Genomic DNA, 14392 nt, shown 5'->3' with positions numbered 1-14392 from the left:
TTTATGTCCTGCTCATTTTTTTTCTGCTCTTTTTTTGTTTGAATTGAACATAATCGGCTGTCTCTGAACATTTAATATGCTTTACTATTTTTTTCATGAGATAGGGAGAAACTGGTAAATAAAGTTCATTTTTAAAGCGCAAATAGGAAGACCCTGTATGAATTTCAGCCACTTGTTTCAAATTGATAATTAATGATTGTGAATCAGTAAAAAAAACAGGAGAATGGAACTGATGTTTTATTTTACCTAAATAAACATTTACAAAAAAGGATTGTGTGGTTGTGACTACTTTAATTTTTCTTTCCCTAGAAAAATTCTCAACATAAAGTAATTCGGAGTAACTAATTTTTTTTCTTATGCGACTGTCTTGAAATAAGAGAACATCTTCCTCTTGTTTTTCCGTGTTCAAAGCTATAATGGCTTTTCTTAGTGTTATGAAAAGATATTCTTCAAATACGGGAGAAGTGACAGAACGATTTTTCAAAAGATAAGAGAAAGGTTCAATATTTTGTTCTAAAAGATTTAAAATTACTTTTTCAGAGGGAACAATATAGATTTGTTTTCCTCTGGGAGCTCTTTTTCTAAGAGTCTGTCCGATGTGGATACCTTCATCTGGCTCATTAAAACGAATATTAATTAAAAAGATTGCAGGTTCATTCTTAGATGCCTTAAAGAGTTTCTCTTTTGTATCACATAAAACAATTTTTTTGATATTCAAAAAATTAGTAGAAATAAGTTTGTCGATGATTGATTCAGTTATTGTTAAAAATAAATTGTTTGTATTATAGATATAAAGTATAGGCATGGCTAATCCTCCTTCGACAGCAGTAACCAAACAGATAGGGTGACGAAATTGCAAAGAAAAGAGATGGATTTGCAACAAGGTATATTAATTTTAAAAAAAAGTATTTATTATTTAAATGTAAGGATATATATAATGTTTACAATTTAAATATATCTAATAGAATGAAGTTTGGTCAACTAACATCTAATCAATCAAGTTTGATCGGTGCTGGAGGGTTCACTTCAAGAATACAAAGAAAATTATTAAAAAAAATCTATAAAAATATGAAAGTTATTTATTTTTGATAAGGGGAAAAAGAGGAAGTGATTTTTTTAATTGGGTACTGCTAAATAATCACATATATGACTGAGCTGTAGGAAAAGCAAGGGAGGTGGAAATGTGTTAATAGGAAAATGAGCGATAATAAGGAAGTGTTAGAGGTGAAGAAGCAGAAAGTATTCTTAGTTTGTATCATGTTTATTTTGAGTCTCCTTGTATTAAAGCCGTTGGAAGCAGTTTCGCAATCTGTAGGAGAAACCTCCGGACATATTGAGTTGACTGAAAATAATACGCCTACACCTCCAGTAAATCCGGAAGATCCTAGTCAAAAACTTCAACCAGTAGACCCCTATAACCCAGGAACAAATAACCCAGGCCCATTGTCTATAGATGTAGCTCCTATCAATTTTGAGTTTGGTGTTCAAAAAATGTATGTGTCTGAACATATCTATGAAGGCATTTCACAAGGAAGGGATCATGTAAGACAGTATATTCAAATTACAGATGCCAGAAATGCAGGAATTAATGGTTGGAAGGTTACAGTAAAACAGGATCGCTATTTATCTAGTGACTCTTACACATTGATGGGAGCAACCCTTATTTTGCCAGCTGGAGATGCTCGAAACAGCTTAAATATTCCCCCAACAGCCATTGATTCCAATTTGAAAACTGAATCTGTGGAAGTCAATATGTCGGAAGCAACATTGTTTAAAACTTTGACGGATGATAGGACAACTGGAAAAGGTCAGTCGGTAACAGTTTGGGAACCAAATCAAGTAAGATTAAAAGTTCCTGAAAATACAGCAAAAGCTGGTAATTATTCAAATACCTTAACTTGGACACTAACCGCAGTAGCAAATCCATAATACACATAAGGAGTGTTTTGATTATGAAAAAGAAAATAATAATTAGTGCAGCAGCAACGGTTTTAATGACAAGTCTCTTTCCATTATCAGTATTAGCAGACACAACACCTGGTGAGATTCATTTTTCTAATGATCAGACTGAAACTGGTGCGAAAGATCCTGATGATCCATCGCAGCCAGCAACACCAGGTGATGGACACAATAAAGAAACAGGAAATCCAGGACCGCTATCTCTTGATGTAATTCCTGTTAAATTTGATTTTGGAACAGTAAAAGCTTCTGTTACTGAAACAACATATCAAGCGAAATCAACAGATAGAGTTCAATATATTCAAGTAACAGATAAAAGAACAGATAAAAATGGTTGGACAGTTAAAGCGCAGCGTACAGAATTTCTAGATGAAAATGATGTAGACGGTTTGGCTGGATCAATCCTAACTATCCCAGCAGGATCTGCTAAAAATGAACTAACTGGATCTGCTACGCCAACGGGCCTACAAACAACTGAAGCCGCAATGGTAGCAGCCACAGAATATACAGTTTTTGAATCAGAAAATCAGAATAATGCTGGTAAGATGTCTTCTGTCAGCAGCTGGGCTGGAGATCAGGTTTCTCTAAAAATTCCGGGAATGACTGCAAAAGCTAAAGGATATTCTGCTACTATAACTTGGACTTTGGCAGCAGTAGCAACACCATAAAATAAATGAGGGGAAGAAGCGGTGATGAATAGGATGAGAAAAGCTAAAAGATGGACAGTTGTCCTCAGCCTGTTTTATTGTTATCTGGTGTTTTTCAATCAATCATGTCCTGTCTATGCGAGTGCAGAAACTAACACTGAAGACAGTTCTATCGGCTACAGCGTTCAAAAAATCGATTCTGAAGACTCTGAAAGCTCTTTTTACGATTTAATTGTACGGCCTGGAGAAAGAAAAGAAATTAAAGCCCGGATTATCAACACTGCTTCTGAACCGATTATTGTTGAGTCTGCTGTTTATGCAGCGCATACGAATGAAAATGGTGAAATTGCATACACCTCTCAAGCGGATAGCTATGATGAATCTCTTAGGTTTAAGCTGGATGATTTTACAGAAATCCAAGCATCTGATATTAAAGCAGAAATTCCAGCCAATGGAGAAAAAATTGTTACTGCTGTCATCATGGTGCCGGAAGAGGCAAAAGATGGTGTTATTCTAGGTTCTTGGTATTTTGAAAAAGCAAATCAAACAACAGAAAAAAAGAAACAATCTGGTATTCAAATTAATAATAAGTATAGTTATGCGCTAGCTATTAAATTAACCGTAAACAAAGAGATAGAGCAGCCCAACCTTAATTTGACAGGAATTACCAAAGGGTTAGGAAACTATCACAAAGCATTCTTTGCAAATGTACAAAATGATCAGGCTGCTATTATGTCTAAAATGAGCTTTCAAGCTGAAGTAATGAAAAAGGATGAGTATGAAGTTCTTTATAAAAATACAAGTGAAGATGTGATTATGGCACCTAATTCTAAGTTTTCATTCCCAATATTTTTGGGAAAAGATCAGATGAAGGCTGGAGAATATTCTATGCGTTTAATAGTAAAAACGCAGGATCCAAAATGGAGTAGTAAAACTTGGGAATGGTTGGAGCACTTTACTGTTACCCAAGATGAAGCGAAGAAAAATAATGAAAATGCAATCAATGATCCGCAACCAGAATCAATGGATATGACTTGGCTGATTGCAGGCTCTGTTCTTTTGTTCCTGTTACTTTTAGCAATTACGTATGTGTTGACAAAAAAGAAGCAGAGAAAGAAATCCACGAACAAGAAGCCGAATAGCAAAAAATCAAACAATAAGAAGCGTAAAAAATCAAGCTAACTTCTTAACCGGTGTAAAGCGAACCACAGAGAATAAGAGGTGTTTAACCTTGAAAAAAATAATAGTACTTCTCCTGCTTCTTTTTCTAGGATTGGTATATGCCCTACCAGTCAGCAGTTATGCTGATTCTGCTGGAAAAAGCGAAGTGTCTATTCTATTTGACGGTTGGGCAGAGGAACCGCTACAAAGCACAGAAGAATCAGGAGAGAAAAAAACTGAAAATGAAAGTGGTGTCATCTCGAAGAATGCAGGCGGCAGTTTTTTGAAATCTGGAGACACTGTTCAACTAGGAATAAAGCTGATAGGCTTTTTAATCATTTTACTAACAAGTATCCTTTACCTGCTTTTAAAAATGGAGAAGCAATCATCTGCAGGAGGTGAGGCTTAAATGAAGAAAAATGGAACTGTAATTTGTCTGCTAGTGTTGCTAACTGGCATTTTTGCCGCAGTGTTTCGCTTCACTCCTATTAAGGCTTCACCAGAAACATTTGCACTAACAGCAATTGACGGTGCGGATGAAGTATGGCTTTCTGAAGAGGAACTGATTTCTATTAGGCTCGTTGACAAACAAGCACTTGAGGGAAATCGTTACATTGTTCCATTGCCAGTTGGAGCTGTTTATCAAGAGATAATCGATAAAAATCAGGATAGTCAAATTCTATATGATAAAGAAAGACATCAATTAGAGATAAAAATGAATGGATTTGAGACTATTTTTCAGCTGGTTATTCCTGCTGATATGTTGAAACCAGTCAGTTTAACTGTGGAGAAGTTATCGATATCTGGTGAAAAAGATACGTCAGCTTCTCTTCAGTTATTAACAGAACCAAAAATAGAAGAAACTATTGATTCATTCCCTATTGTAGATGTCTTGGAAAAAAATCAAGTAGCAGCTAATGAAAGTCCACAAGTAACAACGCCTGAAACAACTATCGATTATACGGCTAGTCAAGTGGATGGGATAATGGATGTCAACAGCTGGGAGGGGCTGGTTACTGGAATGAATGATACAAGCGTCTCAGTAATCAATGTAACTGATTCCTTTGAAGTTCCTGATAATCCTCGCCCATCTTCTATCTCCAATTTTACACTGGGCACAACAAATAATGTGACTAACTCTGCGACTTTTGTAACTTTAAATGGGACTGGAATTGCCCGTAAAGTTGTTATTGAAGGGAATGGGCATACCATTGACTTTCGAGCTGTTTGTTTACGTGCGAATGATAATACTTGTACGAATACAGATGGCTGGGACATTGTATGGAAAGATTTAAAAACCTATCATGGCAATTGGTATGGTTTTATGACACTGAGTATTTTATCAAACGGAGTGAATGGAAATGAAGCAAAATCAAAATTGACTTTTCATAATATAGAAGCTACTGGAAATGAACTGCTTCATTCTCCATGGGGACAAGTATTTATGTCTGGCACTGTTAAAAATATTCAGGAAAAAAATTATACAAGTCCATTTCAAAGCAATTGGCAGATTTATAATGACAGTCAAGCGAACTTGGAAATTTGTAATTTGACACTATTGCCAAATACTACTTTTGAGGGAACGACTTTAAATTCTGGAAATATTCGGTTATATAATGGTGGTTCACTTGTGCTTGAGGAAGGCGCAGAGGTGACTTTGACCTCTGGTCCGAATGCAGTAGTAGGTGAAGCATACGGAGCAAATGTATTAATAGATAGTGGAAACTTACTTTTAAGGAGAGACTCTAAACTTAATCTGAATGTTCCACCAGGTCGTTTAGATGATCGAAGTCTGCATTTAAATTCAGAAAGCTCAAAAGTAGAAATTGGGTCTAGAGCGGAGTTAAATATTCGAGCATATGGGCATACTGGTGCAGTAAGCCTGGTTCAGCTTGAGTCAAAAGCAATTCTGGAAGTTGGCAGGGAAGGAAAATTAGATATCCAATCCACAGGGATGAACGCTTCTAACGCACCAATTATTAACGCAGTTGGAGAAGCTAAGTTTATAGTTGAAAAGTTGGGAATTTTCAATATTGTAAGCGATAGCACTTCAGCTTCCCATTATTTGCTGAATTTTACCTCACCTCAAGCAGTATTTGAATTTTCAGATGCACAATATGTGAATTTACAAAAATTGGGGGAAATATCGGGTACAAATGATCAAAATGGGCTGATTAATATGGCGCCTTACTATTCTCAAAGAGGGATTTTGGATGTCGATATTCAAAAGGTGAACATGTGGAATAGAGACAATTTGCTGGATAATCCTTCAGACAGTTGGAGTCCAATGTTTGGAGTGAAGCTTAGATATAATAATTACACTACAGAATTTGAAAGTGCCAGCTCATTAACAGAAGAAATGATTAACCGCTTTGAGACCGACTTCTCAACACGTAATGTACAAAGAGTGCAGTTTGAGTATATTCCTGATGTAGATTTGATTATTGATTCACGAGCTACAGATAATGAAGTTGATGCAGGATCTCAAACTGTGTATGGAATAACTAGTCCTAATGCATATGTCCGAATTCAAGATATTCCAGCGAATTCCTCTTTTGAGCCAGTGATTGATCCAGCGGACAACCAGCTTATTAGTCCAGTAACTAATCCAGGTGAAGCCAATCCGAAATTCACTGATAATTTTACTTTACAGGCAAATGATCAAGGGCACTACAGTTATACACTACCAGAAGGAAAATACTTTAAATCAGGAAGTGAACTTGCGGTTTATGCCTTTAAAGAAGGAAAATATTTAGAATTAACTCAAACTGTAGTGGATGAAACACCTCCTACAGCTTCAGCTGAAACCGTTTATGCTGTAAAAGATACACCAGCTCCAAATCCTGAGCTGTTTATAAAAAATCCTGAGGACAGTAATCCTTCGAACCAGCAGTTTTACTATGAGTATGTCAACCGTGAGCAAGTAGAAGGTTACATGCTGGCTGCGGGCGAGTATGAACTCGATGTCCTAGTAAAGGATGAAGCTGGAAATGCAACAACTGTTAAGGCACAGCTGATTGTCAGAGAGCAGATAGCTAGTTTAACTGCAGATGATGTAACAATTTATAAGGATACACTGAGTCATTTTTCAGAGGATGAGATAAAAAGATATATCCTTTCTATGGGAAATGCAGCAGCTGAAACGATTAGTAACGGACGCCGCTTGGAATTGACTGATCAAATCAAGGTGACTGACCTAGCTGGATTGGAGGCGACATCTGGAAGTGGGATTTATCAGATAAAGCTTGGAGTAAGCGCAACTGTAGAAAATGGTTTATCTCAAGATTTGGAGAAAGAAATCTCAGTTTTTGTTGTAAATGAAGGACCTTCAGGACCTGTAAATCCAGAAAATCCTGTAGAAGGCAGTCTGCCTCCAAATGGATCGGAAAACGGCGGTACGGGGAATCGGGGAACATTACGTTTAGACTACATTCCAAGTGTTTTTGACTTTGGGAATGTCACTGCCGCTATTCAAGACAGTACCTATTACGCTCAAAAGCCTAAAAACACGAGCAGTGAAGAGCTGTCTAAACAATGGGTGCAGATATCGGACGACCGCTTAACAGTTCATGGCTGGTCTTTAACTGCTGAAATGACTAGAGCATTTTCATCAGGAGATGAGCAGCTGACAGGTGCATTTATTACATTGCCGGCGGGAGAATTTTACAACACAAGAACAGGAGCTGCACAGGTAACAGATGGGAGCATTACAGGGAGCGAACTTGAAATCACTACATCCGCTAAAACTGTTTTTTCAGCCAAGGCTGATGGGCAAGCCGGGAAAAAGATTTCAACAAAAGTTTGGAATCCCGAGGAGGTAACGATTAAGGTAAACGGGGGTACTGCTAAGCCGAATAAAGAATATACTACAACGGTTAACTGGACGTTAACAACAACGCCAGGGAGTTGATATCTTTAATGCGTTGAAGAAGGATTAAATCACCACAAAAAAGCTGGACAGAAAACCAGCTTTTTTGTGGTGATTTAATATATTACAGTAAAATTTATATATTTACAGCAGGAAAAACAGCGATCCTATTGTTTTCTAGAGACACCAGCTGAATAGGTTCCTCATAAAAATCAGTTAAGACAGACTGATTAAACAACGTTTGTCTCAACCCTTTAGCAAAAATCTGTCCTTTTTTTAAAAGCAGCAGCTGTTGAAAACATGGGAGTATTTCTTCTGTATGATGGGTTACATAAAGTATTGTGGGACATGTAGGTTGTTGTGCAATCAATTGAATTTGTTTTAGTAGTCTCTCGCGAGCAAATAAGTCTAAACCATTGCAGGGTTCGTCAAGAATCAGTAACTCTGGATTTGTCATTAGCGCTCGACAAATCAAAACAAGCTGCCGTTCTCCTTGAGACAGTACGCGGTATTCTTTTCCAATTAGAGAACCTCCATCTGCGTTGATTAAAATTTCTTTTGCTGCTGCGGCCTCCTGCGGAGTGTATGCTTCATAGAGACCGATACTGGCAAATTTTCCGGATAATACAATTCGTTCTGCCGTTTCATTTTCATGCATTCTCTGCTGTAATGCTGTACTGACCCAGCCTATTTTTCTCTGAAGTTGTGGGATAGAGCTTTTACCAAATTTTTGCCCCAAAACAGTAATAGAACCTGAAGTGGGCCAGAGATACCCAGTAATAATTTGCAGGAGTAAGGTTTTTCCGGCACCATTTAAACCGAGTATCGCCCAATGCTCTTGATTGTTAACGTTCCAATTGATAGAATTCAAAAGAACCTTCTTTTCTCTTATTAGTGAAAGATTGCTGCAGTTAATGATTGTCATAAGCGGGCCTCCTCTATTCTTATCTATTAGTTTACCATTAAAATAAAATGAGATAACAGTTTTTTTGAAAACAAGAGAAAGAAAGCCGCAAAGAAAATTTCATTGACAAAGGGTCTATCCCCCTGTATAATAGCTTTTGTTGCTTAGGAGTGATAAAGATGAAATGGTCATTATTAGAATTGAATAAATATCAGGAAAGACCTCTGGAATTTGAAGAAGTTCTTGATGTAAAACAGTCCTTAATGAACAGAGACAAACAAATTCTTGATATTACTTCGGTAAAGGTAAATGGAATGCTGACAGTAGAAAAAAGCGGCTATTTATTATTCTATAAATTGACGACTATCCTAACAGTACCATCTTCTAGGTCTTTGGATCCGGTAGAACTGCCTTTGGAGTTAACTGTTGACGAAGTATTTATGACGAAAGAACAGTTCCAAGGGAAAGATGAACGATTATCCGCTGAAGAAATCATTCTGCTAGATACTGAAACGATTGATTTGACAGAATCTGTAGAAGATAACATTTTGCTGGGAATTCCATTGCAGGTATTGTCTAAAGCAGAAAAAGAAAGCAAAGACATGCCTAAAGGAAATGATTGGGAAGTTATCTCAGAAGAAGAATATGTCCAGCAGCGTGAGATAGAAGCAACAGAAACGATTGATCCTCGTCTTGCTAAATTATCTGAATTATTGAATGATGACTTAGATGATTAATTAGTTCAAGATTGGAATATATTGTGTATATTGTATACACAGATTTTTACAAGGAGGTGGAACAACAGTGGCAGTACCAGCTAGAAGAACTTCTAAAGCTAAAAAGGCAAAACGCCGTACACATTACAAATTGACAATCAAAGGTTTGAACGCATGCTCAAACTGCGGAGAAATGAGAAAGAGCCATCACGTATGTCCAGCATGTGGTCATTACGATGGTAAAAATGTAATGTCAACAGAAGCATAAAACATTTTTTAGAAAATGTTAAAATCCCTTAGGCTAACCATGGAGCCTAAGGGATTTTTTATTATAAGACTTGGAGTTTCAGCAGTGACTGTCTATAGAACTAAGTGATTTCTTGTATATCCAAAGAGTGTTTTCCGAAATGATGGAATAAAGAGCTGACATCGATTGATATCTTAAATTACTTCCAGTTTTTTCAGATGCTGCATGTCAAAGAATAGAAAAGAGTCACCCCTCCATATGATAAGAAGCGGTTTAAAAAAATAACTTTTTCAATTTTTAACCGAATTAAGTTTATAGTTAGAATGTTTTTTTCACCAACAGCTCATTTGTATTTAAGGGCGGAACCATTGGAAATTCAAACGATTTTGTTTCCAATACTTAGAAATTAAGCTATAATAAAATAGATTGTAATGAATTTTAGAGTTTTTAGTAAGTGGGAGGATGTATGATGACAAAACAGCAATTTGGCGTAGTGGGAATGGCCGTAATGGGAAAAAATTTGGCTTTGAATATTGAAAGCAGAGGGTACTCTGTTGCATTGTTCAACCGGACAGGTTCTAAAACAACCGAAGTGGTCGAAGAACATCCGGATAAAAATTTTAAAGCAACCTATACAATTGAAGAATTTGTCGATTCAATTGAAAAACCGCGTCGCATTATGTTGATGGTTAAAGCAGGCTTTGCTACAGATGCAACGATTCAAGAACTGCTTCCTCATTTAGATAAAGGGGATATTCTAATTGATGGCGGTAATACGTTTTTCAAAGATACCATGCGTAGAAATGAAGAACTAGCGAACTCTGGTATTAACTTTATCGGAACAGGGGTATCTGGCGGAGAAGAAGGGGCATTGAAGGGACCGTCAATTATGCCTGGCGGACAAAAAGAAGCCTATGAGTTAGTAGCACCAGTCCTTGAAAAAATTTCTGCAAAAGCAGAAGACGGCGAACCTTGTGTGACTTATATTGGTCCTAATGGAGCCGGTCACTATGTAAAAATGGTTCATAATGGTATTGAATACGGAGATATGCAGTTAATTGCTGAATCTTACGATTTGATGAAGAATATTCTTGGTCTGTCTGTTGATGAAATGGCAGATATTTTTAAAGAATGGAATGAAGGCGAACTGGATAGTTATCTAGTTGAGATTACAGCAGATATTCTGACGCGTAAAGATGATGAAGGAACGGATGCACCAATCGTCGATGTTATTCTTGATGCCGCTGGAAATAAAGGAACTGGTAAATGGACAAGCCAAAGCGCATTAGATTTGGGTGTGCCGCTTCCGCTGATCACTGAATCAGTATTTGCCCGCTTCATTTCTGCTTATAAGGAAGAACGTGTGAAAGCATCTAAAATTCTTTCTAAGCCAGCTGCTTATAATTATCAAGGAGATAAAAAAGAACTGGTTGAAAAAATCCGGGAAGCTTTGTATTTCAGTAAAATCATGAGTTACGCTCAAGGATTTGCACAGTTGCGTGTAGCTTCACAGGAAAATGAGTGGGATCTTCCATTTGGTGATATTGCGAAAATCTGGCGAGCTGGTTGTATCATCAGAGCACAATTTCTTCAAAAGATTACAGATGCCTACGAAAAAAATCCGGAAATTGAGAACCTGCTGTTGGATGACTATTTTGTAGAGGTTACTAAAAAATATCAACAGTCTGTTCGTGATGTTGTGGGAATGGCGGTTCAAGCCGGGGTGCCGGTTCCGACTTTTGCTTCCGCTATTGCTTACTATGACTCTTATCGTTCTGATCGTTTGCCAGCAAACCTGATTCAGGCACAGCGTGATTACTTTGGTGCACATACGTACGAAAGAACTGATAAAGAAGGAATTTATCATTACAGCTGGTACAATGAAGAATAAGAAATCGTTGTTTTCGCTAATCCAAAGCTGTGCGGCAAATATTTTCGAGAGATTTCACGGCTTTTCAGCGGGTACTATGATTGTATATACCCCATGCTAAAAATCTGGATTTATATAAGAAAATCATGTAAATGAGAGGAAAACTAGTTTTACTGGCTTTTTATATAAAAAGTAGGTATAATTGAAAAGCTGAAAATGGCTGCTATGAGAGAAAGGATAACGAATCAATGAGCAATATTCTAATTATTGAAGATGAAAAAAACCTAGCCCGTTTCGTTGAGTTGGAGTTGAAGCATGAAGGATATGTGACTGAAGTTCACTATAACGGACGGACAGGTTTGGAGGCCGCTTTAAGTGGCGATTGGGATGCAATATTACTGGATTTGATGTTGCCCGAATTAAATGGACTTGAAGTGTGCCGTCGTGTGCGTCAAGTGAAAAATACTCCTATTATTATGATGACTGCACGAGATTCTGTGATTGATCGCGTTTCTGGTCTGGACCACGGAGCAGATGATTACATTGTAAAACCTTTTGCCATTGAAGAATTGTTAGCCCGCTTGCGCGCGCTTCTTCGCCGAATTGACATTGAAGGGGACAAAAATATTGCAAAGCAGACAACAATTACGTATCGTGATTTGACGATTGAAAAAGAAAATCGTGTTGTTCGCCGCAACTCTGAAATGATTGAGTTGACAAAAAGAGAATATGAACTATTGCTGACATTAATGGAGAATGTTAATGTGGTACTTGCAAGAGATGTTCTCTTAAATAAAGTGTGGGGCTATGAAACGGAAGTAGAAACGAACGTTGTAGATGTTTATATCCGTTACCTGCGCAACAAAATTGATGTTCCCGGAGAAGAAAGCTATATTCAAACGGTTCGGGGAACAGGTTATGTGATGCGCTCGTGAGAAAGAGCCGATTTAAAGAAATAGTAAAACGAGAACTGAAAGGGCCCTCTTTGACTGTCAAGTGGGCTCTGGCAAGTTCTTTCTTTATATTCGTTGTATTTACAATCTTTGCAGTAATAACCTATAAAACATCTGTCAACCTCATTGTTGAAAAAGAACAGGAAAATCTGGAAAGAATTGTTATTGAAGTAACTAATCGACTATCTAATGCTGAAAACGAACTGACTGTTACTGAAGTATATGAAGCAATAAAGACGCCAACGCCTTCGGAAATTGGTGAATACAATCAGCGAACTGCTGTAGGTACATTACTGGAGATGGATAATGTGATAGCTGAGCTAGGGGCTCCAGCACTTTTTCTATCTATTTATGATACTAATGGATTGCTTCTATTTGAAACACAAAAAAAACCAACTGTGTTATTAGGAAAAGAAAAGCAGGAAGCAAAAATTGAAACAATAGGAGAAGATACCGGCTTTTTGATGATTCAACCAGTTAACTCTAAAAGTGCCCGTCAAAAAGTAGGCTACGTACAGGCCTTTTATGAGCTATCATCTTTTTATGAAATACGAAGCCGATTGCTTTTTACATTAATCCTATTAGAATGTATCTCTCTCATTTTAAGTAGTGTGTTGGGATTCCTGCTATCTTCTTATTTCCTAAAACCATTAAAACTTTTGAGAGATACAATGGAGATTGTCAGAAAGAATCCCCAGTCCGATGCTCATGTGCCTGCGATTCAATCAAGAGATGAACTTGCCGATTTAGCTGGAATCTTTAATGAAATGCTGGATCGAATGAGAAGATACATCGAACAGCAAGAACAGTTTGTTGAAGATGTCTCTCACGAATTGAGAACCCCAGTAGCTATTATAGAAGGGCATTTAAATCTGCTAAACCGTTGGGGAAAAGAAGACCCGGAAATTCTAGATGAATCGTTGAAAGCCAGTCTTCAGGAAATTGTTCGAATGAAAAGTCTGGTTCAGGAGATGCTGGATCTTTCAAGAGCAGAACAAGTGGATGTTCAATATGCAAACCATGTATCCAATGCTAAAGAGGTTGTTTATCAGGTCTTTAACAACTTTAAAATTCTTTACCCTGATTTTAGGATGACCTTAGATGATGATTTGCAGAATGAAGTAGTTTTAGGAATTTACCGTAACCATTTTGAACAATTGCTAATTATTATTTTGGATAATGCAGTAAAATATTCCACAGATAGAAAAGAAGTACACATTTCTATTTCGCGTTCGTTTAACGAATTTGAGATAGCAATACAAGACTTTGGTGAAGGAATCACAGAAGAAGAACTCAAAAAAATATTTAATCGTTTTTATAGAGTAGATAAAGCTAGAGCAAGAAATAAAGGCGGAAACGGTCTGGGACTATCAATCGCCAAACAATTAGTTGAAAGCTACAAAGGTAGAATTGATGCTGAAAGTGTAATAAATCAAGGAACGATTTTCCGAATTTATATCCCAATTGTTAAAGACATCGCTATAGACGTTTTAGAAACCACTTCATAAAAGAAGTGGTTTCTAAATTTTAATTGGAGTGAAAACCAAATGAGTTTCAATTAGAATAAAAATTGTAAGAATTGATAGATGAGATAATTCAGGAAAGAGAATATTTTTCCGAAGTTCGCCGAATAATTAATCACGAAATGTAAAAAATACGAATAAAAAAGCGAATGCTTTTACCTCATATATTTAGTTTGTTCGCTATCTAAAAAAAGCCTAAGAAAAAGTGAAATTATAGTTGCTTTTTTAGAATAGAATTGATATATTATTACATGTTCTGAGAGATAAAAAAAGATTTTAGTTTTATCTTGACGAAAACAGAATCTTCATGATAAGATAACAAAGCGTTAAAAAAATGATGGCTGTAGAAAGTTGATTTATCAGTAAAAAAGTTATTGACAAATAACAAAGAAGCTGATAAACTGAAACAGTTGTTACGAAACACAACAACGGATTGCCGAGTTCCATCAACTTAAAACTTTTTCAAAAAAAGAGTTGACATCTTATCGGAGATTTGATAAGATATAAAAGTTGCTGCGAGGCAATGATGTAGACCTTTGAAAAC

12 protein-coding genes are annotated in these 14392 nt (G+C 36.8%); 10 read left to right on the top strand and 2 right to left on the bottom strand.

The genetic code is table 11. From position 1 onward, the window contains the following. Nucleotide 1 precedes the first annotated feature (1 nt). Nucleotides 2–805: a LytTR family transcriptional regulator DNA-binding domain-containing protein gene (locus tag ACYSNQ_RS00060; RefSeq protein WP_426080709.1), complete on the bottom strand. Its 804-nt coding sequence runs from the start codon at nt 803–805 to the stop codon at nt 2–4. A 419-nt stretch (nt 806–1224) separates the two neighbouring features. Between ACYSNQ_RS00060 and ACYSNQ_RS00055 the strand changes: the two genes are divergently transcribed. From ACYSNQ_RS00055 to ACYSNQ_RS00035, 5 genes are read left to right on the top strand one after another with little or no spacing between them, the layout of a single operon-like run. Beyond that, nucleotides 1225–1929, top strand: coding sequence for a WxL domain-containing protein (locus ACYSNQ_RS00055; protein WP_426080708.1), 705 nt, complete (start codon nt 1225–1227; stop codon nt 1927–1929). Between the two features lie 23 nt (nt 1930–1952). After that, the gene (locus ACYSNQ_RS00050; RefSeq protein WP_426080707.1) at nt 1953–2627 is read left to right on the top strand and encodes a WxL domain-containing protein; all 675 of its coding nucleotides are present in this window, start codon (nt 1953–1955) and stop codon (nt 2625–2627) included. Between the two features lie 24 nt (nt 2628–2651). Next, nucleotides 2652–3788 (top strand): DUF916 and DUF3324 domain-containing protein, encoded by a 1137-nt coding sequence (locus tag ACYSNQ_RS00045; protein WP_426080706.1) that lies wholly within the window; start codon nt 2652–2654, stop codon nt 3786–3788. Between the two features lie 49 nt (nt 3789–3837). Continuing rightward, the gene (locus tag ACYSNQ_RS00040; protein ID WP_426080704.1) at nt 3838–4176 is read left to right on the top strand and encodes a hypothetical protein; all 339 of its coding nucleotides are present in this window, start codon (nt 3838–3840) and stop codon (nt 4174–4176) included. Beyond that, the gene (locus ACYSNQ_RS00035; protein WP_426080703.1) at nt 4177–7677 is read left to right on the top strand and encodes a WxL domain-containing protein; all 3501 of its coding nucleotides are present in this window, start codon (nt 4177–4179) and stop codon (nt 7675–7677) included. A gap of 94 nt (nt 7678–7771) precedes the next feature. Here ACYSNQ_RS00035 and ACYSNQ_RS00030 read toward each other — a convergent pair whose 3' ends face one another. After that, the gene (locus tag ACYSNQ_RS00030) at nt 7772–8560 is read right to left on the bottom strand and encodes an ABC transporter ATP-binding protein (protein ID WP_426080702.1); all 789 of its coding nucleotides are present in this window, start codon (nt 8558–8560) and stop codon (nt 7772–7774) included. Between the two features lie 158 nt (nt 8561–8718). Between ACYSNQ_RS00030 and ACYSNQ_RS00025 the strand changes: the two genes are divergently transcribed. From ACYSNQ_RS00025 to ACYSNQ_RS00005, 5 genes are all read left to right on the top strand, one after another. Then, nucleotides 8719–9276 (top strand): YceD family protein, encoded by a 558-nt coding sequence (locus ACYSNQ_RS00025; RefSeq protein ID WP_426080701.1) that lies wholly within the window; start codon nt 8719–8721, stop codon nt 9274–9276. A gap of 67 nt (nt 9277–9343) precedes the next feature. Beyond that, nucleotides 9344–9523, top strand: coding sequence for a 50S ribosomal protein L32 (gene rpmF / locus ACYSNQ_RS00020; protein ID WP_426080700.1), 180 nt, complete (start codon nt 9344–9346; stop codon nt 9521–9523). Nucleotides 9524–9971: 448 nt separating this feature from the next. Beyond that, entirely contained in the window at nt 9972–11393 is a 1422-nt protein-coding gene (gndA, locus tag ACYSNQ_RS00015; RefSeq protein WP_426080699.1) for an NADP-dependent phosphogluconate dehydrogenase, read from the top strand. 227 nt (nt 11394–11620) lie between these two features. Beyond that, entirely contained in the window at nt 11621–12307 is a 687-nt protein-coding gene (locus ACYSNQ_RS00010) for a response regulator transcription factor (protein ID WP_426080698.1), read from the top strand. Then, the gene (locus tag ACYSNQ_RS00005; RefSeq protein WP_426080696.1) at nt 12304–13833 is read left to right on the top strand and encodes a HAMP domain-containing sensor histidine kinase; all 1530 of its coding nucleotides are present in this window, start codon (nt 12304–12306) and stop codon (nt 13831–13833) included. Before ACYSNQ_RS00010 ends, ACYSNQ_RS00005 begins: the two co-directional genes overlap by 4 nt. Nucleotides 13834–14392: the final 559 nt, after the last annotated feature.

This window comes from Enterococcus sp. LJL51 (assembly GCF_054871795.1).
The sequence above is the reverse complement of the archived record's forward strand: the minus strand, read 5'-3'. Positions and strand labels throughout refer to the sequence as shown.